Source organism: Gluconobacter sp. P5E10 (assembly GCF_018812145.1).
In the GTDB taxonomy this organism is placed as follows: domain Bacteria; phylum Pseudomonadota; class Alphaproteobacteria; order Acetobacterales; family Acetobacteraceae; genus Gluconobacter; species Gluconobacter cerinus.
The window spans coordinates 339,959-364,987 of the sequence record NZ_JACRVZ010000002.1 but is presented as its reverse complement, the minus strand read 5'-3'; the positions used below and the strand labels follow the sequence as shown (position 1 = coordinate 364,987).

The 25,029-nt window shown below is 55.8% G+C and carries 21 protein-coding genes; 11 read left to right on the top strand and 10 right to left on the bottom strand.

Annotated features, from left to right (window positions below):
• Positions 1 to 62 precede the first annotated feature (62 nt).
• From KP707_RS05680 to KP707_RS05665, 4 genes are all read right to left on the bottom strand, one after another.
• A complete protein-coding gene (locus KP707_RS05680) occupies positions 63 to 1,388 on the bottom strand; it encodes a UDP-glucose/GDP-mannose dehydrogenase family protein (RefSeq protein WP_211502419.1) in 1,326 nt (441 codons plus the stop codon).
• Between the two features lie 90 nt (positions 1,389 to 1,478).
• The gene (locus KP707_RS05675; RefSeq protein ID WP_211506624.1) at positions 1,479 to 3,359 is read right to left on the bottom strand and encodes an AsmA-like C-terminal region-containing protein; all 1,881 of its coding nucleotides are present in this window, start codon (positions 3,357 to 3,359) and stop codon (positions 1,479 to 1,481) included.
• Positions 3,360 to 3,483: 124 nt separating this feature from the next.
• Positions 3,484 to 5,139, bottom strand: a complete 1,656-nt coding sequence (locus KP707_RS05670) for an OprO/OprP family phosphate-selective porin (RefSeq protein ID WP_215751663.1) — start codon at positions 5,137 to 5,139, stop codon at positions 3,484 to 3,486.
• Between the two features lie 227 nt (positions 5,140 to 5,366).
• Positions 5,367 to 7,058: an OprO/OprP family phosphate-selective porin gene (locus KP707_RS05665; RefSeq protein ID WP_046900973.1), complete on the bottom strand. Its 1,692-nt coding sequence runs from the start codon at positions 7,056 to 7,058 to the stop codon at positions 5,367 to 5,369.
• 323 nt (positions 7,059 to 7,381) lie between these two features.
• On the opposite strand from KP707_RS05665, the gene pstS reads away from it, so the two are divergent.
• Entirely contained in the window at positions 7,382 to 8,398 is a 1,017-nt protein-coding gene (gene pstS, locus KP707_RS05660) for a phosphate ABC transporter substrate-binding protein PstS (RefSeq protein ID WP_046900519.1), read from the top strand.
• Between the two features lie 147 nt (positions 8,399 to 8,545).
• Positions 8,546 to 9,790, top strand: coding sequence for a multidrug effflux MFS transporter (locus KP707_RS05655; RefSeq protein WP_064275263.1), 1,245 nt, complete (start codon positions 8,546 to 8,548; stop codon positions 9,788 to 9,790).
• A gap of 43 nt (positions 9,791 to 9,833) precedes the next feature.
• Here the strand turns inward: KP707_RS05655 and KP707_RS05650 are convergent, their stop codons facing one another.
• Both KP707_RS05650 and KP707_RS05645 read right to left on the bottom strand, forming a co-directional pair.
• Positions 9,834 to 9,974, bottom strand: a complete 141-nt coding sequence (locus KP707_RS05650; protein WP_157091237.1) for a hypothetical protein — start codon at positions 9,972 to 9,974, stop codon at positions 9,834 to 9,836.
• Between the two features lie 278 nt (positions 9,975 to 10,252).
• On the bottom strand, positions 10,253 to 10,756 hold the full coding sequence (locus KP707_RS05645; protein WP_064275264.1) for a DUF2721 domain-containing protein: 504 nt from the start codon (positions 10,754 to 10,756) through the stop codon (positions 10,253 to 10,255).
• Between the two features lie 107 nt (positions 10,757 to 10,863).
• Between KP707_RS05645 and KP707_RS05640 the strand changes: the two genes are divergently transcribed.
• The 3 genes from KP707_RS05640 (at position 10,864) to KP707_RS05630 (ending at position 13,669) form a co-directional block, all read left to right on the top strand.
• Positions 10,864 to 11,709, top strand: a complete 846-nt coding sequence (locus tag KP707_RS05640; RefSeq protein ID WP_086634622.1) for a creatininase family protein — start codon at positions 10,864 to 10,866, stop codon at positions 11,707 to 11,709.
• Positions 11,706 to 12,992, top strand: a complete 1,287-nt coding sequence (locus KP707_RS05635; RefSeq protein ID WP_211500399.1) for a YncE family protein — start codon at positions 11,706 to 11,708, stop codon at positions 12,990 to 12,992. The genes KP707_RS05640 and KP707_RS05635 overlap by 4 nt, the downstream gene beginning before the upstream one ends.
• A gap of 335 nt (positions 12,993 to 13,327) precedes the next feature.
• Positions 13,328 to 13,669, top strand: coding sequence for a hypothetical protein (locus tag KP707_RS05630; protein WP_211502415.1), 342 nt, complete (start codon positions 13,328 to 13,330; stop codon positions 13,667 to 13,669).
• A 17-nt stretch (positions 13,670 to 13,686) separates the two neighbouring features.
• On the opposite strand, the gene KP707_RS05625 is transcribed toward KP707_RS05630, so the two are convergent.
• Positions 13,687 to 16,059, bottom strand: coding sequence for a mechanosensitive ion channel family protein (locus KP707_RS05625; RefSeq protein ID WP_252348834.1), 2,373 nt, complete (start codon positions 16,057 to 16,059; stop codon positions 13,687 to 13,689).
• Between the two features lie 194 nt (positions 16,060 to 16,253).
• On the bottom strand, positions 16,254 to 16,670 hold the full coding sequence (locus tag KP707_RS05620) for a helix-turn-helix domain-containing protein (RefSeq protein ID WP_211502413.1): 417 nt from the start codon (positions 16,668 to 16,670) through the stop codon (positions 16,254 to 16,256).
• A gap of 107 nt (positions 16,671 to 16,777) precedes the next feature.
• Between KP707_RS05620 and KP707_RS05615 the strand changes: the two genes are divergently transcribed.
• Both KP707_RS05615 and KP707_RS05610 read left to right on the top strand, forming a co-directional pair.
• On the top strand, positions 16,778 to 17,842 hold the full coding sequence (locus KP707_RS05615) for an SDR family oxidoreductase (protein WP_211506625.1): 1,065 nt from the start codon (positions 16,778 to 16,780) through the stop codon (positions 17,840 to 17,842).
• 123 nt (positions 17,843 to 17,965) lie between these two features.
• A complete protein-coding gene (locus KP707_RS05610; protein WP_338085311.1) occupies positions 17,966 to 20,089 on the top strand; it encodes a protein-disulfide reductase DsbD domain-containing protein in 2,124 nt (707 codons plus the stop codon).
• Positions 20,090 to 20,160: 71 nt separating this feature from the next.
• On the opposite strand, the gene KP707_RS05605 is transcribed toward KP707_RS05610, so the two are convergent.
• Together KP707_RS05605 and KP707_RS05600 are read right to left on the bottom strand one after the other, a co-directional pair.
• Positions 20,161 to 20,646 (bottom strand): cupin domain-containing protein, encoded by a 486-nt coding sequence (locus tag KP707_RS05605; protein WP_064275269.1) that lies wholly within the window; start codon positions 20,644 to 20,646, stop codon positions 20,161 to 20,163.
• Between the two features lie 83 nt (positions 20,647 to 20,729).
• A complete protein-coding gene (locus tag KP707_RS05600) occupies positions 20,730 to 21,638 on the bottom strand; it encodes a LysR family transcriptional regulator (protein WP_046900529.1) in 909 nt (302 codons plus the stop codon).
• Between the two features lie 171 nt (positions 21,639 to 21,809).
• On the opposite strand from KP707_RS05600, the gene KP707_RS05595 reads away from it, so the two are divergent.
• From KP707_RS05595 to uraH, 4 genes are read left to right on the top strand one after another with little or no spacing between them, the layout of a single operon-like run.
• On the top strand, positions 21,810 to 23,261 hold the full coding sequence (locus tag KP707_RS05595; protein ID WP_211502411.1) for a SidA/IucD/PvdA family monooxygenase: 1,452 nt from the start codon (positions 21,810 to 21,812) through the stop codon (positions 23,259 to 23,261).
• 15 nt (positions 23,262 to 23,276) lie between these two features.
• Entirely contained in the window at positions 23,277 to 24,176 is a 900-nt protein-coding gene (gene puuE, locus KP707_RS05590; protein WP_211502410.1) for an allantoinase PuuE, read from the top strand.
• Complete coding sequence (gene uraD / locus KP707_RS05585) at positions 24,173 to 24,697, top strand: 2-oxo-4-hydroxy-4-carboxy-5-ureidoimidazoline decarboxylase (RefSeq protein WP_215751661.1); 525 nt, start codon at positions 24,173 to 24,175, stop codon at positions 24,695 to 24,697. Before puuE ends, uraD begins: the two co-directional genes overlap by 4 nt.
• The gene (uraH, locus tag KP707_RS05580) at positions 24,694 to 25,026 is read left to right on the top strand and encodes a hydroxyisourate hydrolase (RefSeq protein ID WP_211502408.1); all 333 of its coding nucleotides are present in this window, start codon (positions 24,694 to 24,696) and stop codon (positions 25,024 to 25,026) included. The genes uraD and uraH overlap by 4 nt, the downstream gene beginning before the upstream one ends.
• Positions 25,027 to 25,029 lie beyond the last annotated feature (3 nt).

Genomic DNA, 25,029 nt, shown 5'->3' with positions numbered 1-25,029 from the left:
TTTCACGGAAAGCAATGTCTCAAAAAAAGCCGGCTCTCGCATGGAGCCGGCTTTTTTTATGCTCAGATTCGGCCGATCGAGCTGTAGTCAAATCCGGCAGCCCGCATGGTCGCGGGGTTCCAGATGTTTCTGAGATCAGCGATTGCCTTCCCTCGCATGGCTTTGCTCAGGCGGTCCGGATCAATGGCGCGAAACACGTTCCACTCCGTCAGAATGACCAGAATGTCAGCGTCGGTAGCTGCTTCCAGTGCATCCTCACAGTAAATGACCCCGTCAGGAAGAAGCGCACGGGCAGGTTCCATGCCCTCTGGATCAAAGGCTTGGATCCGGGCGCCTGCGTCATGAAGATGTGCGAGGATAGGTAGGGAAGCGGCCTCCCGCATGTCATCAGTGTCTGGTTTGAAGGTCAGGCCTAAAACGCCCACTGTCTTTCCTTGGACGGAGCCTCCAGCCTGAGCAATAATGCGCTCTGACATGCGGCTCTTGCGGTCTTCATTTACCGCCACGGTGGCTTCCACCAAGCGGGATGGAGCGCCAGCGTCATTCGCGATTGCTGTCAGGGCACGTGTATCTTTCGGGAAGCATGACCCGCCATAGCCGGGCCCGGGATGCAGAAAGCGCCGGCCAATGCGCTGATCGAGGCCCATGCCACGCGCGACATCATGGATATTGCCTCCCACTTTTTCGCAAAGATCAGCCATCTCGTTGATGAACGTGACTTTCATGGCGAGAAAGGCATTGGCCGCGTATTTGGTGAGTTCTGCCGTCTCAAGATCGGTGATGACGATCGGTGCCTCAATAAGATGCAGAGGGCGATAGACTTCACGCATGATTCTTGTCGCCCGCTCGCCCTCATCGGGACCCGATGTATCGATTCCGATGATCACGCGATCCGGACGCATGAAGTCCCCGATCGCGTTACCTTCCCGTAGGAATTCGGGATTTGAGGCAACGTCAAATGTGAGCTCGGGACGTGTTTCTCTTAGGATCCGCGCCACTTCGCGTCCCGTTCCGACGGGAACCGTAGACTTTGTAACGACGAGCAGGCCCTCTTTGGCCGATCGGGCGATTTCTTCTGTTGCAGCATAGACGTAGGTGAGGTCTGCATGACCATCGCCGCGTCGGGTCGGGGTGCCGACGGCGATAAAGACAGCATCCGCCCCACTAATGGCGGCTGACAGGTCGTCTCCGAATGTTAGGCGCCCGGTCTCGGTATTCTTGGCAACAATGGCATCAAGACCCGGCTCATAGATGGGAATACGGCCTTCACGCAGGGCTGCCAGTTTCTTGGGGTCCCGCTCGACAACGGCTACATCTGAACCGAATTCGGCAAAGCACGCACCAGAGACCAGTCCGACGTAACCACCACCGATCATTGCTATACGCATAACAGAAACTCTCCAAGCGCTATGGGGTCTGCATAACCTGCGCACATTGAGGGAGCAAATCGGTGTCGCCCCAACTGCTGAAATAGTGTGTCATTGCGTGGGGCGAACGCAGGCATTCGATGATGCAAAGGAGCGGAGTGCGGCAGGGAGGACTGTCAATTCGTTGGAATCCGCCAAAAGATCCCGTCCCTTTTTCGACCACTTCGCAATGCTCAAATTGGGGCTGTCAAAACGCCCGCTCACACGTATTGGGATATCGAGAGCAAAAAAGCTTGTTGAGAATGGTCGGCTCGCGAAAACAAGATCTAACCACCGACGGTTCAGATCAAAATCTGCCTTGGCGGCCAGGACGCCTGTACTAGTTTTCAGGCGGAGCGGAACAACTTTCCCAATCCCCTGGTGCATCTCCAGAACACCAAGCATACAGGTGATCGGTGTCGTTCCCTTGGCGTGTCGGAACAGTAGCCGAAGATCCATGGATGCAGCTTCCACGATTTCACGGGCAATTTCGCCTTTTTCCATGCTGACCGCAGCAACCAGATCGGCCTTCCGTGTAGCTTCGTTCAAAGTGCGGACATTATTTGCTGAAGCGATAATACGGATCGACAGGGCACCTTTGACCGGGACGGGAGCGAGACCGGCGGTACGGCGAAGGCGATCAATATCACCATGGGATAGAGCGATGTTGGCTGTGACGCGCGAATGTCCGCCTTGGTCTTCCATGTGACCGTTGGCCTGAAGCCCCGCTCCAAGATAGCCTAGTGCTAAAGTGCTGACGTCAATGCGACCCGGTGTTTGGGATGCCTCCAGTTTCAGTTTCGAGAATGTGAGGGCGTTGTAGAGGATCTCATCTGCGGTGAGTTTGACGCGCAGAACCGGATCCGGATTGGCAGGGGCAATCAACGGAATATCGGTTGATCCGGAAGATTTTCCGGATGACAGGGCTTTATTCAGATCATTGAGATCTACGCGGCCCAGATTCAGGTCTGTCGCAATGATATCGGGCTTACCGTTACCGCCCTCGTTGAGATCGAAGGTCCCACTTTTTATTTTGCTGTTCTGGAAGCTGCCTGAGGCATTCGTAAGATGCCAGTTGTCTCCGGTATGGCTGAAGGTTCCTTTCAGAGCCAATGGAACAGCGGGGTGAGTGCCCGATAGCCCAGCGAGTTCGAATACTGGAGACGCAGTTGGTGTGGAAAGGGCAATATTGCCGTTCACACCATCAAAGTTCAAAGCGTCTGTCAGGGTGCCATCGAAATCGATGACAAGATCGCCAGAAGTAATGTGTGCTTTAGCCCCATAGGGCTCTGGCGCGCGGCGTAGAACCTTAAGCGGCTGCATGGTGGCATCCAGCGTAACGGGAGTGCCGTTGTATGCGCCCTGAAACGCCATAATCATAGGTGATGCATCATTATCGGACTGAAAAGTCACATGCTGCATGCCGACTTGATACGAAGAGCCCTTTGCGGAGCGATAAGTGACATCGCTGTCCGTAATCGTAGCGTTACGCAGTCCCGGAAACCAACTCAGGTCTGGCTTGTCAGAGCCGGAGTGTTCGGTCTCTGCATGATCGGAAGTTTTTTGAGGCTTAAAGCGCCAGTTAGGTGTTCGGTCCGGCGTTCGTTCAAAAAGACCTGAAAAGTGGTCAATCGTAACATCGCGTGTTTCAATTGGCCCATGCAAAAGTGAGGTCACTCTTATCCTGGCATGCAGGGCGCCCACACTCACCATATCTGGACGGCTCCCTCCCGGAATATTGGCCAGATGTAGGTTCTTGGCGTCTATCGTGATCCAACGTCCAGCGCGAACGCGCAGTGAATCGATCTTGACCGTTCGGCCTGTGGCTTTTTCGAGCTTCTGGGTCGCAAGTGCAGCGAAATCTTTCTGGTCGATCCAGAACCAGCCGCCTCCGATGATCGCACTACAAACGACAAGAAGGCAGAGGAACGCCCCAAGAAGCCATTTAAGCAAGAGAAAGTCTTTCCAAATACCGAATATAAAATTCTACAATAACTGGAAGATCTCTGGAGCGGGAGAGTTTGTCTGGAAAAAATAATTTTCCGGAACATTTCATTGGGTTTCAAGTGAATGCTGTTCAGAATGTTGACTGAATGCGTCCGACAACCGCATCTCCGTTGCGACCATAGAGGTTAACGGTGGTGGAAGAGCGACTGACAATGAAGTGGTTATAGTCCAGCATAAATTTAAAATAACGATTGGGATACCAGCTCAGGCCTGTCGCCCAGACAGTCTGCTGTCCACCACGGACGCCATCTGCATCACCGATGCGGCTGTTTAGATCCGCCACACTGTAACGGGCTGCGATTTCCAGAGCTCCCCAACGATCATGCAGCGGGTCAAATTCCTGATCCGGAGAAACGCCTGGGGCAAGAAATCCTCCTTCCTGAATGCTGTACCGTCGCGGATTCCCAAACAGCGTGTACCCAACGGTTCCATACCACCCCTGAAATCCAAGTGAGGGCAGGCCGCCCGAGCGTTCGACACCAATGCGATAATACTCGGCTTTGACCAGGAGCCGCTTCCATCGCAATGCAAACTCCGGCCCTGCCGACCAGAGCTGTGCAACATTATTGATGGCGCCTGTGGTCATAAGAATGGATTCACCCAGATTGATTTCCGGGCGTTGAGCAAAGGTGTAACTGCGGCCGGTTGCGCTTTTTGCCACCTTGAAAGACGCAATGGACGAGATGCCGACATGCATGTCCACATCTTTGGTCACGACCGGGCGCCCCGCAACCCGGAAAGTCCCGCCTGTCTGACTATCTGTGATGTTGTCCCCGATGCTGGCGTAATAACCACGTTCGTTGCGGTTGCCCCATTCCTGGCCAGTGAAGTAACTGCCAATCCACCAGCGATCGGCATAGTGCATGCCGCCGACGCTGAATCTGGCATCGTTAGCGGCGATCGTGCGAACAAGGTCAATGATTGCCGGACGTTCGACAAACATGAAGTCATTCGAACTTTCCGCATCTTCTTCCGTCACACGCGGTTGAAAATATCCAACGGTCAGGACGGTGTTGTGGAGGCCGGCATAATTGATGTTGGCTTCATAAAGGCCCACCTGCCCATCATTATTTCCATGCCCAAAGTCGGGCGTGACGTTTGCGACCCAGTCCTTGTAGCGGAAAGTGAACGGAATGCGGAGACGCCGACTGTTGGACGTGAAGCTGTTGAAGTTGCCGCGGTCCTCCCCATTCCTACGTGAAACGCTTGGGAAACCTCCAAAATCTTCCTGAAAAGCCAGACCGATGGATAAGGCGTAGGCACCATCAGATGTCTTGAAGGTCGGGCGTCCATTGGGGAAGCCAATCTTGATCCCCCCAACGCTGACTTCCTCATCCTGAGCTGTGGCGGCCCGGAAATCCCGCCACGATGTCACGATACCGCGGTCAGATGGCGGCGTGTCCTGCGGGTGGGCACCAGGTCTGCGGATTGTAAGTGGGGCAATTGCCGGCATGGCCTGAAGGAGGGGAGGAGGCGGAAGGAAGGCCGCGCGTTGCCGGTAGGGATTCGCTTCTGTCTCTTCGCGCTGATGTGCCAGGACGGCTCGAGCCTGCCTGATTTCCTCATTGCGCTCTTTCTTGAGTTTCTGAACTTCAGCCTGCATCGCCCGGATCTGGCGCTCCATGATTTCCAGTCTATCGGCAGAGAAAGCAGGAAAGGCAGGAGCCAGAGATAATAAAAGCGTCGTTGCTGCGAGGGAACTCAAACGGGGCAAAGAGACATACATAAGCGAAAGGGCGTCCTGGAGGGGCAGCTCGTCTGTCGGGGCCAATATCGCAAGCGTAATACAAGCGAAGGCCAACTACTTTAGACAGAAACCACAATGAGGTGCGTGTCATTGTGCGACAGGAAACTGGCTGCTGCGGACGATATTGTTCTTGTCTCATACTCCATAAATGAAAAAGGCGGGTCGGATCCATGATCCGCCCCGCCTGTCTGAGAAAAGGTAGAGTGTTAGAAACCAGCCTGAATTCGGGCTGCAATAGAGTTTCCAGTGCGGCCGTACAGGTTAGTCGCCTGCATGCTGCGGGACACGATGAAGTGGCTGTAATCCAGCATGAAGCGGAAATGACGGTTGGGGTACCAGTTCAGGCCACCCGTCCAGACAGTCTGCTGACCACCGCGGATGACATTGCTTGGGTTGGGATCGTTCAGGTTGCTGTTGAGGTCGATCACGCTGTAGTGGCCAACAACTTCAAGAGCGCCCCACTGGTTGAGAGCAGGGTTGAACTCTTCAGAAGACTTGACGCCAGGGGCACCAAACGCGCCTTCCTTATAGTTGTACATGCGTGGGTCGCCGAGGATCGTGTAAGCTGCGGAGCCGTACCAGCCCTGGAAGCCAGCAGACTTCAGGCCAGCGCCAGAGCGCTGAACGCCAACATGATAGTACTCACCCTTGACGATCAGGCGCTTCCAGCGAACGCCCAGTTCAGGACCGGCAGCCCACACCTGTGCGGCATTGCTGATCGTGCCCGTTCCAGCGAGGTTGGCTTCACCGATGTCAAACTCGGGACGCTGACCAAAAGACGTGGAGCGCGAGCATGAGGTGGTGCTCGTTCCAGTGTTGCAGGCTACGCGAAATGCGGAAATGCCTGATACGCCCACGTGGACATCCCAGTCCTTCGTGGCAACCGGACGGCCCGCAACACGAAGCGTTCCGCCTGTCTGGCTGTCAACGGTGTTGCTGCTGCCGCCACCATAATAGGTGCTGCCATTGTCAGAGCCATTGCGGTGGCCCCATTCTTGGCCCGTGAAGTACCCTGCGACCCACCAACGCTTTTCATAATGCAGCCCACCAACACTGAAACGGGCATCGCCAGCAGCGATGTTGCGGACCATGTCGGTAATGCTCGGACGTTCAAGTGTGAAGAAGTCGTTGGAGCTCTCGGAGTCCTCTTCCGTCACGCGAGGCTGGAAGTAACCAGCTGTGAGGATCGTGTTGCGGAAGCCGGTGTAGTTCAGGTTGCCTTCGTACAGTCCGACATAACCGTCGTTATGGTTCGCACCAAAGTCAGGCGTAACGGCTGCAACCCAGTTCTTGTAGCGGAACATGAAAGGAATACGCAGACGGCGCATGTTGGAGGTAAAGCTATTGAAAGCGCCACGGCTTTCACCACGGCGTGGGCCCGAATTAAAGAACCCGCCAAAGTCTTCATGAAAAGCCAGACCGATGGAGAGCGCGTAAGCTCCATCAGAAGACTGGATGGTGGGGCGGCCCTTCGGGAAGCCGATTTTCACGCCACCGACAGTGACTTCTTCGTCTTGGGACGTTGCGCGCTGGAAGTCAGCCCAGGAGGTGATGTCTGCACGGTCTGACGCCGGGCGGCCACTGTCCGGACCACCTGTGCCCTGCCGCACAGTGATAAGCGGCGCCGTGGATTGCTGGTGTGAGCCGATGTAGCTGCTGCGCTGACCGTAAGGGTTGTTTTCAGCCTCTTCACGCTGGCGGGCAAGGACGGCTTTGGCCCGCTTGATCTCGTCGTTATGCTCTTTCTTCAGGGCATTCAACTGCGCCTGCATCGCGTGGATCTGACGTTCCATGATTTCCATCTGGTCAGCCGCGTGTGCCTGTCCAGCGAATATTCCAAGAGACATCAGGGTCGAAGTCGCCAGAAGAGCAGTTGTTCTTCGGAGAGAAAAAGTCATTGCCGTGGTGCGTCCTTGCATGAATGGCAGGTGATCCACAGCGGAGGTATCTGATTCCGTTTTTCGAAGAGTGGGAAGGTTTCATGACGGGAAAAAGACTCATTTATGACAAACCCTGTCATCTCTTTGAAAATATGTGTCTTTTAGGAAAGGACGAATTTTCCCCGTTATTTGGCTCTTTCGGGGAATGAAAAATGGGTGTGATATTTGTGCATCAGGCCCTCTTAGCCTGTCATGAAACTATCATGAGGCTCCCCCTGTTTCCCTTGAAGGGCTGGGGCTAGTACATAACTCCGTTTACCAATGCCCGGTTAGGGATCATCATGATTAAGAACAAGCTCGCGCTTTTCGGTTTTGTCGCAATGACGGCCCTTGGTTCTGTCTCGCTGTCTTCCGCCCGTGCTGCGGAAATCACGGGTGCAGGTTCCAGCTTTGCCGCTCCCATCTATGGGGCATGGGGTGCTGGCGCCAAGACGCAGATCGGCGTCAACGTGAACTATCAGAGTGTCGGCTCCAGCGCCGGTCAGGATCAGGTTATCGCTCGTACCGTCGACTTCGGCGCTTCGGACAAGCCGATGGCTGGCGATCGTCTGGCTGCTGAACACCTGTATCAGTTTCCGACCGTGATGAGCGGCATTGTCGTTGTCGCTAACGTTCCTGGAATTGAGCCAGGTAGCCTGCGTCTGGACGGCCCGACGCTTGCTGCCCTGTATGATGGCGAAATCACGGAATGGGATGACGACCGCATCAAGGCCCTGAACCCGGGTCTGAAGCTGCCGGAAACGGATGTTGCGCCTGTTCACCGCGCGGATGGTTCTGGCACGAGCTTTGTCTTTACGTCTTATCTGTCCCAGGTTTCCCCTGAGTGGAAGCAGAAGCTGGGTGCTGGCACGTCAATCGCATGGCCGGGTGGCTCTGGCGCTCGCGGCAACGACGGCGTGGCAGCAATGGTCAAGCAGACGGAAGGTGGCATCGGCTACGTCGAGTATTCCTATGCCGCACAAAACCATCTGAATATTGCCCAAATGAAGAACCATACGGGTGCATTCGTGTCCCCGACGCTCAAGAGCTTTGTGGAAGCTGCAAACGCTGCTGACTGGGTTCATGCTGATCATTATGCTGTGAACCTGCTCGACACGGCTGGCGCAGGCGCTTGGCCTATCGTGACTGCAACATTTGTTCTGGTTCCGACGAACCCGAAGGATGCAAAGGCAGCCAAGGCTGTTCGTGACTTCTTCGCCTGGGGCTTCCAGAACGGTGACGCGGACAATGCCCGCCTTGATTATGTTGGCCTTCCGAAGAGTGTGAAGGACAGCGTGCTGGCTGGCTGGGGGAAATAATCTTCCAGTCCTCCCTGCTTTCCTGATCGTTTCTGCTTTTTCGGGGATGGTCAGGGCGCATAAAAAGGCGTTGAGTACCGAAACGGGCTTCTCTTTAATGAGGGGCCCGTTTTCCTGTTTATCGCCCTGCCATGACGTGGTGTACTTTTGTCCACTTCCTCCACCCCTGATGCTCCTGTAACGACTCTTTCGCCGGTCGTTCGGATTTTGATCGGTCTTATTTTCATTCTCGGACCGGTTTCGACAGATATGTATCTGCCAGCATTTCCCATGCTGGAACATGATCTGGGGCAGGGGGCGGGTTCAGCCCAGTTGACGCTAACAGCCTGGCTCGCCGGGTTGGCGATCGGGCAGTTTACACTCGGCCCACTCTGTGACCGCTATGGACGTAAATTACCGCTTCTGCTGGGGCTGGTGGTCTATGTGATTGCGTCTGCCCTGCTGGCCGTGGTCACAAACTTCCACCTGTTCTGCATTCTGCGTTTCATCGCGGCCATGGGAGGGGCGACAACGTCGGTAGCGCCACGAGCCATGGTGCGGGACGTTGCCACCGGGCCGGCTGGTGTGAAGCTGATGTCCCAGCTGATGCTGATTTTTGGTCTCGGGCCGCTTCTGGCACCTTCCATCGGCAGTTTTCTGCTGGATCTGGGGGAGTGGAGACTGATCTTCTGGGTTGGCGCAGGGTTCGGAGTGTTGCTGTTCATTGGAACGTGGTTCCTGCTGCCGGACACGTTTCCACCAGAGAAGCGGTTTGCGCTTCCTTTTACAGGAGTGGTCACCCGGTACTGGGGACTGATTACAGAGCCGCTGTTCTGCTCTGCCGCCATGGTTGCGAGCTTTGGCACCTTTACGATGTTTGCCTATCTTTCCAATGCCCCGGCTCTTTTTGAAGGTATTCTGCATTTTTCGCCGCGTCTGTTCGCCATCTTCTTCGGGCTGAACGCGGTAGGCTTCGTCATTGGATCACAGATCAATGCACGGATGGCGCAGCGCTTTCTGTTTACCAGAGTCATGGAATACGGAATGCTAGCTGTTCTGACTTTCACACTGCTTGGTGTGCTGGTTTGTTCGCTGGGGCTGGTTGGGCCACAAAACCCCTGGATACTCTGTATCCTGATCTTCTGTACGACGTCATCGCTCGGATTTGTCGGGCCAAACGCTGGTGTTCTGGCCCTGACGCATCACGGGCATCAGGCAGGAGCGGCATCTGCCCTAATTGGTACACTGAACTGGACCATCGCAGGAGGCGCAGGCGTTTTAATGGCGCTGCTACCGTCACACTGGATCGGGTCCACATCCGTGGGCATGATGATCGGAATCATGGGCTGCTGGATCAGCGACTTGTGGCGTCGTCGTCTGGATCCGAACTCCTATTTATCCGTTCGTCACTGAAGCCCTGCTCGCGAAGAGCCAAGGCGTGACCAAAGGCTGAATGTCAGCCTTTGGAAGAAACGCGGTCAGCTGCGACAGTAGCGATCATCAGAGCGCCGATAACAGGCACGAATGCGACCATTGAGAACTGGGCGAGAAGATTGGTTGGCAGGCCGATCAGGTGGATCAGGGTCATGGACGTCATGGAAGTTTTCTCCGTTTTACTTGCCGTTGATGGCGTGGGACGGGAGAAACTCCAGAAACCACTTTCAAGGCAACAAATGAAGACGCGGGATCAGACCTGCGTTTAACGCATAAATCCCTGCCAGAACTTTGCTGCAATTCATGAAATGCACTCCCCTGACCCGAAACAGCGATTATTTCACGTTTCAGTTCAGGGATGTTCTATTGTCGCTTCCCTAGCAATTTAAGGTATCAAAATCTGGGAACTAGCCCATTCGCGCAATAAAATTGCGCGAGGCCTCAATTTTTCTTGGGGGACGAAAGAGAAAGTCCGTCACGTCGTAGCCCGTGCCAACTGAGAAGCGTGTCTGCCAGAAAGAAGAAAAGAGCGCCAACAGTGCAGGCCAGAGCTATGCCGAAAAAGGCTAGCAGCCATGTGGATGTGCTTGCATCGCGCAGCGAGCCGACAAAAAGAGCCATTGCCGCGCCGCAGGTCGAGGCCCCGCCGATGGCGTTGAGCATGATGGCTGCGTCCAGAACAAAGATTCGCCGATGGAGTCTGAGCTCGTGGGCTGCCAGCCGTTCCGGTGTATAAAAAGGGTCTGGCGTATCGGTGTCGGAAGGTGGGGCGGCCAGTTTTTTTCGCACGTCTTCGAGGTGGTCTGCCACACGGGCAAGACGTGTGTTGAAAACGTTGATCAGTGTTCCAATGCCAGAAAGCATGAAAACTGGCGTCAGTGCGACTTGAATCAGATGAGCGGCGCTGTCGACCGCATCGGGGTCATAAGAAACAGGAAAAGGCATACCGCTCTCTATACTGTATCTTCCGAGAGCGAAAAGATGGCGTGCTCTGGAAAACATACCCCCGGATGGAGTAGGGAAAGACGACCATTTTCAGAGATGCCTGTCTTATGCCGATTTATCCCCGTCTATTGCGCTCCGCCTGTGCGATGCTTGGCGTGGGGATTGGTATGGCTCCGCTGGCATTCGGGCAGGCCGTGATGCATTGCTCGGGAACGGCGGCACAAGTTGAATTCGCTTGCCACACCTGGACGGAAATCGACCGCTCCGTTCATGGCGGTACGGATACTATTATCATTCCTGTCGGCGGTACGGAGCAAAGCGGGCCTTACATGGCTGTTGGCAAGCATAATGTGCGGGCGCAGGTTCTGGCTGACGAAATTGCCAGACAGGCCGGGCAGACGTTTGTAGCCCCCGTCATTGCTTATGTGCCGGAAGGTTCAACCTCCCCGCGAACCTCTCATATGCGTTTTCCGGGAACGATTTCTGTTCCGCCTGCCGTGTTTGAAGGAATGCTGAAAGGTGCTGCTGAAAGCTTTCGTGTGCAGGGTTTCCGGAAAATCGTTTTTCTGGGAGATCATGGGGGCTATCAGGCGTCCATGGCGCATGTGGCCCAGGAGCTGAACACGCGATGGAAGGGTCAGGCAGCAGTTCTGGACCTGCGCGATTATTATGAAGTTATTCCCCATCAGTATGCTGATGCCCTGAAAGCGCAGGGCCATGCAGCAGAAGTGGGTATGCATGCGGAGCTGAGCGATACGTCCCTGATGCTGGCCGTGGATCCGTCCCTGGTCCGTCAGGAAGCGCTTCGCACCGCTCCAAAACCCAGTGTCACCGATGGCGTTTATGGCGGGGATCCGCGCCAGGCTACGCCCGGACTGGGACGTATCGGCACAGAGATGCAGATACGCACCGCTGTAACGGCACTTCAGTCCTTCAACAGGAGCCATCCATGAATTTTAAGACCCCCCTTCTGGCGGCGCTTACGCTGCTGGGAGCCTCTGCGGCGCATGCCCAGACCACGGCTCCTGCGGACGCAAGTGCACCGATTCCTGTACCTCCGGCCCCCGCGGCTCCAGCAGCTCCGCCAGCGATGGTGCCTGTCTCAGCGCCAGCACCTGCTGTCGCATCTGTTCCTGTGGCCGCTCCGGTTGCTTCAGATGCGGTGCAGACCATTCCGGGCATGCCAGCCGTGATTGATCCGCACAATATTTATAGCGAGACCACGCCGTCCCATATTTCCCCGGCGATCGCTCATGATCCGGCGCGGGTTTATGTCCCGAATCTGCGTGGAAACAGTGTCTCCGTTATTGATCCGGTGTCTTTTCAGGTTGTGGATACCTACCCCGTTGGTCGCTCCCCGCAGCACGTCGTGCCGTCCTGGGATCTGCGGACGCTTTGGGTGACCAACAACAGTGAGGGACGTCCGGATGGCTCCCTGACGCCGATCGACCCTGCGACCGCAAAGCCCGGCGCAAATATCGCAGTAGACGATCCGTACAACATGTACTTCACCCCAGATGGCAAGTACGCGATCACGGTGGCTGAAGCCCACAAGCGTCTTGATTTCCGCGACCCGCACACGATGGAGCTAAAGGGCTCAGTCGAGACGCCGGAGTGCAAAGGCGTCAATCACGCTGACTTCTCCATTGACGGCAAGTACGCGATCTTCACCTGCGAGTTTGGCGGTTATGTTGCCAAGGTCGATACCGTGAACCTGAAGATGATCGGTATGCTGAAGCTGTCCAAGGGTGGAATGCCGCAGGATATTCTGACGGCTCCAGACGGGCATAAGTTCTATGTTGCCGACATGATGGCTGACGGTGTGTTCGTCGTGGATGGGGACTCCTTTACGGAAACCGGCTTTATCCCGACGGGTATTGGCACGCATGGCCTGTATCCGAGCCGTGATGGCAAGGTCATGTATGTGGCGAACCGCGGTTCCCATCGCATTCACGGCAAGCGCGGTGGTCCGGGTGGAGTGTCCATCATCGATTTCGCGACGGACAAGGTCATCAAGACTTGGATGATTCCGGATGGTGGCAGCCCGGATATGGGCAATGTCAGTGCTGACGGCAAACTGCTCTGGCTGTCTGGTCGTTTTGACGACGTGGTTTATGCCATCGACACGGATACAGGTGCTGTCCGCAAGATCCCTGTTGGAGCAGAGCCACATGGCCTGACCGTCTGGCCGCAGCCAGGCCGTTACAGTGTGGGTCACACTGGCATTCTGCGCTGATGTGAGATGAGCGATAATGGAGACGTCAGTTGATGTCTCTATTGTTGAAAGCCCGGCAGAGATGCCGGGCTTTTTTATTGCGGAGATCAGGGCGTCTTTGTCTGCGCTGGCGTTTGGCCGTTGTCGTTTCTGGTTTCACTCCGCGGGATGCTGGGCGCTATAGGCGAAGTCTGTGAGTGTGAATCAATTAGGATCCCTTCGATAGGGCGTCCTGGAAAGATGCTCTGCGTGTCGATCTGATATGAGGCGCATGATGTGCGCACGAATACTTGCAAGCATTTTGCTCCCGGATCCGGTAATGTCCGGAAACACATGAGAGAAAAGGTGACTCGAAGATGTTGATTGCTTCGATGTTGTGCTTCACTTTAACGGTTATTGCAGGCGTATGGCTCGGCGTTTGCGTTCTCCGAAGTAGGCGTCCATTGAAGGCTCTGTTGCCAGTCCATGTCGGGTTTGCCCTACTCGGCGCGGTTTTCATGATTGTCGCACTGGCGAATGGTGACAGCCGACTTATGCTGAATGTCGCTTTAGCCGTGGCCGTTGCTGCTTTTGGCCTTCTCATGGGATGGGCAAGGCGGCGGGGCTATGTGATTGCCCCGCTCTACATGTGCCATATTCTGCTGGCAGTGATGTTTTACCTGTCTCTGGTCAGCTTTACGCTCTTCCCAAACTTTTAAAACGCCTCCTGTAGGGATCAGGCTTTCTCAGGTGCGGGCTGAACGGGCTGCGGTCCTGTGTCGTTGGCGACCTTGAATTGCATGGTGTTGCCAGGCGGTGTGGTGGTGTAAGCCGTCGGCGTATAGAATTTAACGCTTTCTTCCGCGAAGCGGTTGGTTACAATACGATTGAATTCGCGTTTGACCTTCCACTTCATCATCGGTGTGGTTCGGATGCTACCAATCAGGGTAGCGCCTCCGCTGTCGCTCTGATCCACGCCCAGATCTGTGTAGTCGGACAGGATCATCGGCCCGAAAACCGGATCAGCACGCATTTCCTTGACGGCTTTTTCCATGATGGCAGAGACGCGTGGCAGGTCTTCCGACAGATCAAGCTGCTGCTTGATGAATATCTGGTTGTAGCCGCGTGCCGTGTTGGCAATGGAGGACACGGACGAGAACGGAATGATGTGCAGATCGCCCGTAATGTCGCGCACCTTTACAGTCCGGATTGACAGGTTTTCTACCGTTCCCGAGACGCCGCCTGTCGTAACCCAGTCGCCGACCTGAATTGCATCTTCAACGAGCATAAAGAAGCCCGTGATGAAGTCCTTCACCAGACTTTGGGAACCGAAAGCGATGGCTGCGCCAAGGATACCTGCACCAGTCAGAAGTGGCGTTACGTTGATGCCAATCTGCGAGAGTGTCGTCACGGCAACGATGATGATGATGATGGCCAGAAGAACGGTGCGGATGATTGGCATCACCGTACGCAGACGGGTCGCTCGGGAACGCTGGCCTGAGGTCTCGAAAGACGAGAGCTGCCGGTTCAGCATGATGTTGACCATTTCCCAGATTGCAGCAGCCACAGTCGCTGCAATCAGCATCGTCAGTGCGGTATCCATTAGACGACGGCCTAGGGCATTCTTGATGAAGAAGCCGAAGGTTGGCAGGCCCCATGCTTCTGTGATGGCAACCAGCGTGAGGAACAGAATGGCCCCCGTCAGCACCATGCGTGCGACAGGGTAGTATCGGTCAGCGCGTTTCTGAAGTTCCGGAAACCGCTCCACAAGCTGTGGATTGACGCGGAAAAACCGGTCCTGAAGCCCGTAGGCCAGAACCGCACCCAGACGGGACGCTACGAGTACACCGATCGTGACGCCTGTTGTTTTGAGAATCCAGGCGTAGCCGCCCTGCAGATGGGCTGCCCAGACAATCCAGAGGGAAATATCCAGGAACATGGCAGGCACCCACCACAGGCGCGTGATGGCGGCAATAACCGTCCACATTCCTGTTTTCTTGCCAACCGTGCTGGGCTGAAGCGCATTGCTGACAATGTGACGGATGCGCCAGATGAAGGCGGCGATCAGCACGTGTTCAACAAGAACGACGGCTCTGATCATGGCATCCGTCCCACGGGGGGCCAGATTGAACTGTGCGCCAAGTTCAGAGAGGCAGATGACAATGGCGGGAGCCGCAACCAGTACGTTCCACCACCGTGTCACCATGAAGGCCGTCGGCGTGCTGGCTGGCAGGAGTCGGATGGTCGGTGATCGTGGAGTGAGGCCCGTCTCGACCAGAAGGTAGAGTGTGCGTGCCCCGGCATAAGAGTATGCGAGCGTCAGGATAACGTTCACTGTTCGCTCAGTCAGGGGCAGAACCAGTACCGCCAGACCTGCCAGAAGCAGGAATGCCAGAACAGGCAGGGCTTTGAGCAAAAAGTGACCCAGGGCGTAAGGAATACGGGAGAGGAAACGGAGCGTCTCGACCTGACGCCTCTGGTCTTCTGCACGGGTCTGGCTGGAGTTGCTGCTGGCGTCCTTGTCTGCTGGGAGAGGTGCCGGATCTGTTTCAGGAAGCGCCTGAATGTTCCGGACTTCCCGCGCCTGTGCCTTGAGCGTCAGGTTCTGGAGCGGTTTGCGTAGCATCAGCGCGATGGTCCGTTCAAGTCCCAGACCACATGCAATAACCAGCGCGGCAATTCCAAATGCATGCAGGATTGGCGCGCGCGTCTCTGCCGACAGCATCTGTGACCTGAACCAGTGGCCAACCAATCCCAGATCACTGAAGAGGTTCAGGAAGTTGTGAACATATCCCAAAGACTGCGTACGAACGCTTTTCAGACCGTTATCAATCTCTGGCGACACGTCCGGCATGGCCGCGGCCTTGGACGCAGGGCTTGCCGCAGGCGTGTCTGTCTGTTTGACACCACGCGCCATGAGGGAGAGCGTGTGTGTGAAGTTGTCACGCTGTTTGGGGTCATTCAGAACATTCAGAAGCTGCTGGGCTTCCTGAGCCGACAGGGGAGCCGACGTGGGGCTGACTGTCGCTGCTGGGGCTTTTGCAGGTGTTGTTTCCGCCCAGCTGAAGGGTGTTGCCAGCAGGGCCGTCAGGAAAACCAGAAAGGCCATGAAGGAATGGCGTTTCTTTTGACGGGGTGTTCGTGACTGGACTGGCCGTGAAGGGGAACACATCGGTCTGAAATGTCCTTGATATGCCTTGAAGCTGGAGCATGTCCGCGCAAGGTGAGGTCTGTTCTGGCCGGGAGGGCCCTTTTCAAGCAGGAGTGCCACAGGATGAGGCCCTCTGTCCAAAAAGTGATGCGTTATTCTGCGGCTTCGAGTGAAGGGACTGAGGCTGCTGGCCCGCTTTCATTTGCCTCCAGCGCTTCCAGTGCATCTGCATGGTCGATCCCCCACAAATAGAGCTGTTCAATGGGCTCGACGAAGACCTTCCCGAGAGATGTCAGGCTGTATTCCACATTGGGTGGCATGATCTGGTGGATCTCACGACAGACGAGCCCCTTTTCTTCGAGCTCTCTTAGTGTCTGGGTCATCATTTTTTTTGAAAGACCAGGAATGCTCCGCTGAAGGCGGCCGGGGCGTGAACTTCCTCCCAGAAGATGGAGCGTATGGAGGATCATGGTCGTCCATTTCCCGCTGAAAAGTCTCAGAATCCGGCGTGGCGCGCAGTCTTCGTCAAAGGGAGCCCGGCGATAGCGGGCCGGAAGGGAAGTTGTCATTTCTTGGGAACCTTTTGGTATCCAGGGCACAATATGGTGCCGTCTGGAACTGTTGGCGCCAAGGGCTCAGATGGATGGCGAACCACTTTTCGGGAAAGGAGACCCTGATGTCCCGTATTGCTCTTGTTGTCGGATCAACTGGAATTGTTGGCCAGACGCTCGCGACGCGCCTCGTTGCCGAGGGCTGGACTGTTCATGGGCTGGCACGCCGGCCCCGGCACGACATGGCCGGTGTTCTGCCGATTGCGGCAGACCTGTTGGATCTGAACAACCTTAAGTTGGCCCTGAAGGATCTGACGCCCACACACGTTTTTTTCTGTTCCTGGCTTCGTCAGCCCACGGAAGAAGAAAATTGTCGCATTAATTCCGCGATGGTCCGCAATGTGTTTGAGGCACTTCCCGCCCCAGAGAGGCTTGAACACGCTGCGCTTACAACGGGTATGAAGCATTATCTCGGGCCATTTGAATCTTATGCTTCAGGTGAGCCACCCCAGACGCCATTCCGGGAAGACATGCCGCGTCTGCCCTTGGCCAATTTCTATTACGATCAGGAAGATGTGCTGTTTGCCGCCGCGGAAAAATACGGCTTTTCCTGGAGCGTACATCGTCCCCACACCATCATCGGATATGCTGTTGGGAACGCGATGAATATGGGGAGCACTTTGGCTGTTTACGCGACGATCTGCCGTGAAACAGGACGTCCCTTCGTTTTTCCTGGCTCGCCTGTACAGTGGGATAGCCTTACCGACCTGACTGACGCCCGTCAGTTGGCCAGGCAGCTTCTCTGGGCGTCAACATCTGAAAGCGGATGGAATGAAGCCTTCAACGTGGTGAACGGGGATGTGTTTCGCTGGAAATGGCTGTGGCCCCGCCTTGCTGCATGGTTCGGTTTGGAAGCAGCACCTTATCCCGGCCACGCGACAGATCTTGAGGAAACCCTGTCGCAAGATGGAGACTTGTGGGCGCAGATTACTGAGAAATATGGCCTGACCGAAAGTCGGATCGATCACCTTGCGTCTGCCTGGCATACGGACGCGGATCTGGGGCGTCCTGTCGAATGTGTGACGGACATGTCCAAGAGCCGTCTGGCAGGGTTTGACGGGTGGCAATATACGCCAGACTCGTTCTTTGATTTGTTTGAGCGCCTGAGAGCGGAGAAACTGATTCCCTGAGACAAAAACCATAAAACAGGATTTATTTAGTCCTGTTTGTGGAAAAGCACTGTTTTCTCAGACATAGAGTGTTATGCAGGCTGTCCTGTTTTGTCCTGAGGGAATGAGACTACCTTGCGTCGTGTGTTAAGTCTGTTGGCCCTGCTTGCAGCGGGGATATGTGGTCTTGGTGTCAATGGGGCGTCTATTGCAGCGGAAAGCCCTGCTGTCGTCTCAGCCAATGATACGGCAACTCTGGTTACTGACCGTGATTCCATCGGTCCGGACCAGTCATTGCGTGTTGGGTTGAGGCTGCAACTTAAACCGGGCTGGCACACATACTGGATTAACCCCGGAGATGCCGGGGACACTCCGACGCTCGATGTAACGGCGCAGGGCGGGGCAACTGGCAAGACTTCGGACATCCACTGGCCGATGCCAGTTCGCCTGAGTGAAGGCGGTCTCATGTCCTACGCCTATGTCGGGGACGTGCTGCTTCCAGCCAGTCTGACCTTAAAAGGGAGTGACGGGACTACACTTCATGCACATGCGGAATGGCTTGTTTGTGCCGAAGTCTGCATTCCTGAAAGCGGTGATTTTTCGCTGACACTGCCTGCGTCTTCCGGTCCCGCTCCTGAAGGCGCTCAGGCTGGCCTGTTTCAGGCCGCAGATGCGAAAATGCCGATTCCGTCTCCCTTCAAGGCGCATGTTTCTGCTGATGGTGTCCTGACGCTTGAAGGCAGAGGACTGTCCTCCACAGCCGTTTCGGAAGCCTGGTTTCTGCCGGAGGAAGGTGGCCTGATTGATCAGGTTGCTCCGCAGCCGCTGAACGTTGGTAAAGACGAGCTTTCTCTTCACTTGAAGTTTCTGAAAACTGCTCATCGGGATGCACCGCTTAAGGGGCTGGTCGTGTTGAAGGATGAGGCTGGTCAGGAAAGCCCTATCCAGATTTCTGCTGAACAGACGGTGAGTCCAACCAAGGTAGAAGATGCCGCAGCGGCGCCCGCACCTGCTTCCGCAGACGCCGTACCAACGGGTGCTGGTTGGCTCCGTGTGATGCTGTTCGCTTTTGTCGGCGGTCTGATCCTGAATCTCATGCCCTGTGTTTTCCCGGTTCTGGCCATGAAAGCCTTGTCACTGGCCAAGATGGGCGGTGTGGGGCGACGAGTGCAGTTGCAGAGTGCACTGTTTTACACGCTGGGCGTTACAGGAGCCTTCGCAGTTCTTGGTCTTCTGATGATCGGACTGCGCCTTGCCGGATCTTCAGCTGGATGGGGCTTCCAGTTCCAATCAGCGGGATTTGTGGTTGGTGTGTGCTGGCTGCTGTTTGGCATGGCTCTGAACTTGCTGGGTGTGTTTGAAATCAGTGCGGGGCGGTTAGGTCAGTTGCATCCACACGGTGCAGGTCATGCTGGCGACATGATGACGGGGCTATTGGCTGTCATCGTCGCGACGCCTTGCACGGCTCCGTTTATGGGAGTGGCCATTGCAGGAGCTCTGGGTGGCCCTGCTGTGATGGGGTTGCTGGTCTTTCTTTCCATGGGGCTTGGGTTGGCAGCTCCCTATGTGCTGGTGGCAAGTGTTCCCGGTCTGGCGTCGCGGATGCCCAAGCCGGGAGCATGGATGGGTGTGTTGAAGCAGGCTTTGGCCTTCCCACTTCTGGCAACCTGTGTGTGGCTGCTGTGGGTGGCGACGATTGAGCGCGGTGTGAATTTCGTAGTTGTGGCAGGCGGCGGTCTTGTGTTGCTGGGCTTTGCGGCCTGGATCTACGGTATCGGGCAGCATCGCGCGATGCGGGAAGGTGGAAGGGGCACGGTTCTCTTCTGCCGTGTTGTAGCCGTTCTGTGCATGGTCGTATGTGGGGCAGGCTTGTCCCGTAGTCTTGCTGAACCGGTATCTGCAACAGCGACGTCTCCTGTCACGTCCGCTGACAATCAAATTCAGTCGTTTTCGAGTGAGAAGCTGGCAGACCTTCGTGCAAAGGGAGAGCCAGTTTTTGTCGATATGACGGCGTCCTGGTGTATCACCTGCATGGTGAATGAACGGGTGGCTCTCGATGTGGACTCTGTCCGTAAGGCGTTCAGTGCGCGGCATGTCGCTTATCTCAAGGGCGACTGGACCAACAGGGACGCTGGAATTTCCGCTTACCTGAAAGCTCACGGGCGCGACGGCGTCCCTCTCTATGTTTATTATCCAGCGCATGGATCGGAAGTTGTGTTACCGCAGATACTGACTCCAGGTCTGGTTCTGGGAATTATTGGGCACTAAGTGCTCAGGTCGCTCTGATACAAAAAGCCCTGCTTCAAATGTGAAGCAGGGCTTTTTTTGTCTAACTGGTCTTAACGATTTGTATGCTGCGGATCATCCTGTGGATTCACGTAGGTCATGGTAAATGGACCTGTTCCCGAAACCTGCACAATGGCGCCCTGTGTCCCCGCTTTGAGTGCGTGCGGAACATTGGGAGGGAGATGAACAAACCCTCCGGCTGTCAGGATTTTTTCATCGTTCGCTGTGATGCTCTCGCCAATGTAATGATGCACACTTCCTGCCAGGACCGTGAGCATTTCATCCATGTTGTGCGTATGGGGTGGAATGGTTGACCCTGCGGGCATCATAACACGCATGGTAAAGGGGCCGGGCTTGTCTGAGGCTCCGTACAGGAAGGACATGCGTGTTCCACTTGGGAACATGGGAGGCGCAGCTTTCCAGACAACATTCTCTCCGCCCTGAACAATTCGAATATCGGCAGTCGTCTGTGCGAGGGCGCCGCTCCCTGACAGACAGCAGATGAGGGCGCTGGCAGAAAATATTCTGAGAAAAGACATTGGATTGTCCTTAGATGTTCTGGCTTATGCCTGCCCTTCCTAACGCGGTGTAGAGTTTGTCGTTCAGCATGTTGCGTCTGAAGTTATATCTCTGTCGGATGCAGGAAGGTTTTTTCCACTTCTGCAATCACCAGTCTCGCGGCTCCGGAAAGTTGTCGCGCTTGGTCTACGCACAGAGCCAGGGTCAGTGGGGATACGTCCCGGTTCGAAATGGGGACAAAAGCCAGTTCGCCACTAAGAATTTCCTTCATGGCATCCAGACGACTGAGAATTCCCAGCCCGACGCCCTCCAGAACCAGTGACTTTATCATCTGGATATTATCGGAGGACGCTGCAGGCTGGACGCTGACATTGCTGTCAATTTCCAGAATTTCAATCTGTCGCTGCAGCGCAAGAGGCTGCTGGGGCATAACCATCGGGTATTCAGCACAGATGCTGAAGCGGGCGTCCTTGTGTTGGGCAATCGGATGGTCGGGAAGACAGACGAAGCCCAAAGGATAATCAATATGGGTTCGGACCAGCAGGCCACGGGCCTGTGTAGGGTTCAGGAGAAGCGCAAAATCAACGTCTCCGCTGATGAGGGCCTGCTGAATGACAGCGTTATCCAGAACGTGAGTGCAGATTGTGATGCCTGGATGGCTTTTTCGGAGGTCTTTGAGAATGCGCGGCAGAAATCCTGTCGTCAGAGCATCTGGCAGAGCGATGTCCACCTGTCCCCGTCTCAATCCGCGCATATCTTCCAGTTGGGTGCGGACTTCCTGCATCTCCCGCGTCCATTGCTTGCCCTTGGTGTAAAGGAGTTCGCCAGCAGCGGTCAGTCGCAAGCCGCTTGGTAGCCGCTCGAAGAGGGGTGTGCCGAGAGCTTCCTCACCGTGCAGGATCTGACGATCGATGGCAGATGCCGCAATCCGCAGATGTTCAGAGGCCTTCCGGATCGAGCCGTATTGGGCAACGGACAGGAAGTAGCGAAGGAAGCGGGAAAAAACCGGCATGGGATACGCTCTTTTTTCGAGAACGGCAGGGACGTTTTTCTGAGATATACGAGATTACCCCTCTATGAAACACTTCAGAGCGGCAGGTGAACCCTGTCATTTTGACATAGGAAGAAACTCTGGTCATTTCTTATGAAAGACCACGATCCTGTGCCTGTTCTTTAGGATAAGATGCTCATGACACGTTCCTCCTCCCCGACTGACGGCCTGGCCACCCTTTCGGCGCAGGTTCATGAGGATCTGGCGAAGATCAGGTATGCGACAGGGAACTGGAATATTCCGGTTCAGAAAGATGGGGAAGATGTTCTGGATGTTGCCATCATCGGCGGCGGCCAGGGGGGGCTGACGGCCTGTTTCGGATTGCGTCGTCAGGGTGTGACGAATGCACAGGTTTTTGAGCGCGCTGCGAAGGGTGAGGAAGGCCCTTGGGTGACATTTGCTCGAATGATCACGCTGCGGACGCCAAAGCATGTGACGGGGCCGGATCTGGGTGTGCCCAATCTGACGCCACAGTCCTGGTATGAAGCCCGGTATGGCAAGGAAGCCTGGCAGTCGCTTGACAAGATCTCGCGGCATGACTGGCAGTCTTATCTGGACTGGGTGCGTGATACCCTGGAGCTGCCGGTCGTCAACGATCAGGAACTGGTTCATGTGGAGTGGACGGACGGCCTGCTGCGCCTGACCTTCCGGAACGCTGCCGGTGTTGAGACGAAGCGTTGGGCGCGTCGGATGGTTCTGGCTACGGGGATTGACGGTGGCGGAGCATGGTTTGTCCCGCCGTTCATTTCAGACAATCTTCCGAAGTCGGTTTATGCTCATACGCATGAAAATATTGATTTCGCTGCTCTGAAGGGTAAGCGGATCGGCGTTCTGGGTGCTGGTGCGTCCGCTTTTGATAATGCTGCGACGGCGTTGGAGTCCGGTGTGGGTCGTGTGGATCTGTGTCTGCGTCGTACGAAGATTCCGGCTATCAATCCGTATCGCTGGATGGAAAATGCGGGCTTCCTTGCGCATTTCTCAGAGCTTCCGGATCTGACCCGCTGGCGCTTTATGCGCTGCATTTACAATCTGAACCAGCCGCCGCCGCAGGATACGTTCTGGCGCTGCCGCAAGCATGAGAATTTCGCTTTCCATCCCGGTACGCCGTGGAATTCTGCGCGTATGGATGGCGATGAGATTGTGGTCGAAACGCCCAATGGCGAGATGCGCTTCGACTTCCTGATTATTGGTACTGGCTTCTCGATTGATCTGAAGCACCGTCCGGAAACGCAGGATTTTGCGGATTCCGTCATGCTGTGGAGCGACCATTTTACGGCGCCGGAGGGAGAGGAAAGCACGCTTCTGTCCAGCCATCCGTATCTGGGGCAGCGCTTTCAGTTCCTGCCGAAAGATCCGGCCGATCCGAAGGCGCCGATGCTGGCGGCAATCTACAACTTTACGTTCGCGTCCATGCCCAGCATGGGTCTTTCAGGGGCGTCCATCAGTGGTATGCGCTTTGGCGTTGAGAAGCTGACACGCGGTATTGCGCGTGATCTGTTTGTTGAGGATGGCGAGAAGCATCTGGAGAGTCTGCTGTCTTACGACACGGAAGAACTGATCAGCCTTGATCCGCCAACGGTTTGAGGGGGAGCAGCACAGATGAGCACCAACACCTATCCCCGTGATATGATCGGCTATGGCCGCACGCCGCCTGATCCGAAATGGCCAAATGGCGCGCGGATCGCGGTTCAGTTCGTCATCAACTATGAAGAAGGCGCGGAAAACTCGGTCCTGCATGGAGATGCGGGGTCGGAGGCTTTCCTGTCTGAAATGGTCGGGACGAAATCCATCGTGGGCGCGCGTTGTGCGCAGATGGAAAGCCTTTACGAATACGGGAGCCGCGCTGGGTTCTGGCGTTTGCAGCGCCTGTTTGAAAAGGCTGGCATGACCACGACTGTATTCGGGGTGGCCAAGGCTTTGGCGCGCAATCCGGATGCGGTGGCCGCCATGAAGGACAGTGGCTGGGAAATTGCTACGCACGGTCTGCGCTGGATTGATTATCAGGACCTCCCGGAAGACGTAGAACGCGAGCATATCCGTGAGGCAATTGCGCTTCATACGGAAGTGGTCGGGGAGCGCCCGTTGGGGTGGTATCAGGGCCGCACCAGCCCGAACACGGCCCGTCTGGTCGTGGAAGAAGGCGGCTTTGTTTACGATGCCGATTCTTATGCGGATGATCTGCCGTACTATGATCGCTCCCATGGCAAGCCGCAGTTGATCGTGCCTTACACGCTTGATGCCAATGACATGAAGTTCGCGGCGCTCAACGGTTTTACCGAGGGCGAGCAGTTCTTCCGGTATCTGCGGGATACGTTCGACATGCTGTATGCGGAAGGGGGGCGTATGATGTCCATCGGGCTTCATTGCCGTCTGGCGGGTAAGCCTGCGCGTGCGCTGGCGCTTCAGCGTTTTCTGGAGCATGTGGCGTCCCATGAGGATGTCTGGGTGGCATCCCGGCTTGATATTGCGCGGCACTGGATGAGTGTGCATCCGGCATGAAGATTTCCGATGTGAATGCCATGACGCCTGATGTTTTCATCCAGACGTTTGGCGGACTTTACGAACATTCGCCCTGGGTGGCTGAGGGGGCTTTGGCAGCGCGGTCATTTGTGGATGTGGACACCATGCTTGCGGCGTTTTCTGACGTTGTGCGGAATGCGGGCGAGGAGGCTCAGTTGGCATTGGTTCGGGCGCATCCTGAGCTTGGGCATCGCGCGGGAATTGATCCGGATCTGACAGCGGAGTCCGCATCCGAGCAGGCCTCTGCCGGGTTGGACCGTCTGACGCCTGCGGAATATGAACGGTTCAAGACGCTAAATGCGGCTTATGGGAAGGCTTTTTCCATGCCGTTTGTAATTTGCGTGCGCAAAGTTGCAGCGCCGGGTCAGGTGGCCAAGACGGTCATCATGGATGAAATGGAACGTCGTCTGGGGGGGACGCCCGAGGCGGAACTGAAGGAAGCCCTCTCGCAGATCGATGCGATTGTAGGGTTGAGACTGAAAGATCTGGTGACATCATGAGCTCATTATCCACGCATATTCTGGATACGGTCTCGGGCCGTCCGGCAGCTGGGGTGTCTTTCCGGCTTTTTCAGGAAGACGCTATTCTTTTCGAAGGCGTGACGGACCATGATGGGCGTTGCCCCCCCTTGCGGGAGATTCCGCTGGAACGTGGCACCTATCGTCTGGAATTCGAAATTGGTGCGTATTTTCGGGCGGGAGGGCATGTGCTGTCTGATCCGCCTTTTCTGGATGTTGTGCCAATTGTGTTCGGTCTGGGTGAGGGCACGCATGCGCATGTTCCGCTGCTGGCGGCGCCTTATGGATATTCCACATATCGTGGAAGCTGAGAC

Bases quoted from the DNA above. Each gene is read 5' to 3' on its own strand.
- KP707_RS05680 (WP_211502419.1), bottom strand. From the start codon at position 1,388: ATGCGTATAGCAATGATCGGTGGTGGTTACGTCGGACTGGTCTCTGGT.
- KP707_RS05670 (WP_215751663.1), bottom strand. From the start codon at position 5,139: ATGTATGTCTCTTTGCCCCGTTTGAGTTCCCTCGCAGCAACGACGCTT.
- KP707_RS05665 (WP_046900973.1), bottom strand. From the start codon at position 7,058: ATGACTTTTTCTCTCCGAAGAACAACTGCTCTTCTGGCGACTTCGACC.
- pstS (WP_046900519.1), top strand. From the start codon at position 7,382: ATGATTAAGAACAAGCTCGCGCTTTTCGGTTTTGTCGCAATGACGGCC.
- KP707_RS05650 (WP_157091237.1), bottom strand. From the start codon at position 9,974: ATGACGTCCATGACCCTGATCCACCTGATCGGCCTGCCAACCAATCTT.
- KP707_RS05645 (WP_064275264.1), bottom strand. From the start codon at position 10,756: ATGCCTTTTCCTGTTTCTTATGACCCCGATGCGGTCGACAGCGCCGCT.
- KP707_RS05640 (WP_086634622.1), top strand. From the start codon at position 10,864: ATGCCGATTTATCCCCGTCTATTGCGCTCCGCCTGTGCGATGCTTGGC.
- KP707_RS05635 (WP_211500399.1), top strand. From the start codon at position 11,706: ATGAATTTTAAGACCCCCCTTCTGGCGGCGCTTACGCTGCTGGGAGCC.
- KP707_RS05630 (WP_211502415.1), top strand. From the start codon at position 13,328: ATGTTGATTGCTTCGATGTTGTGCTTCACTTTAACGGTTATTGCAGGC.
- KP707_RS05625 (WP_252348834.1), bottom strand. From the start codon at position 16,059: ATGGCCTTTCTGGTTTTCCTGACGGCCCTGCTGGCAACACCCTTCAGC.
- KP707_RS05620 (WP_211502413.1), bottom strand. From the start codon at position 16,670: ATGACAACTTCCCTTCCGGCCCGCTATCGCCGGGCTCCCTTTGACGAA.
- KP707_RS05615 (WP_211506625.1), top strand. From the start codon at position 16,778: ATGTCCCGTATTGCTCTTGTTGTCGGATCAACTGGAATTGTTGGCCAG.
- KP707_RS05605 (WP_064275269.1), bottom strand. From the start codon at position 20,646: ATGTCTTTTCTCAGAATATTTTCTGCCAGCGCCCTCATCTGCTGTCTG.
- KP707_RS05600 (WP_046900529.1), bottom strand. From the start codon at position 21,638: ATGCCGGTTTTTTCCCGCTTCCTTCGCTACTTCCTGTCCGTTGCCCAA.
- KP707_RS05595 (WP_211502411.1), top strand. From the start codon at position 21,810: ATGCTCATGACACGTTCCTCCTCCCCGACTGACGGCCTGGCCACCCTT.
- puuE (WP_211502410.1), top strand. From the start codon at position 23,277: ATGAGCACCAACACCTATCCCCGTGATATGATCGGCTATGGCCGCACG.
- uraD (WP_215751661.1), top strand. From the start codon at position 24,173: ATGAAGATTTCCGATGTGAATGCCATGACGCCTGATGTTTTCATCCAG.
- uraH (WP_211502408.1), top strand. From the start codon at position 24,694: ATGAGCTCATTATCCACGCATATTCTGGATACGGTCTCGGGCCGTCCG.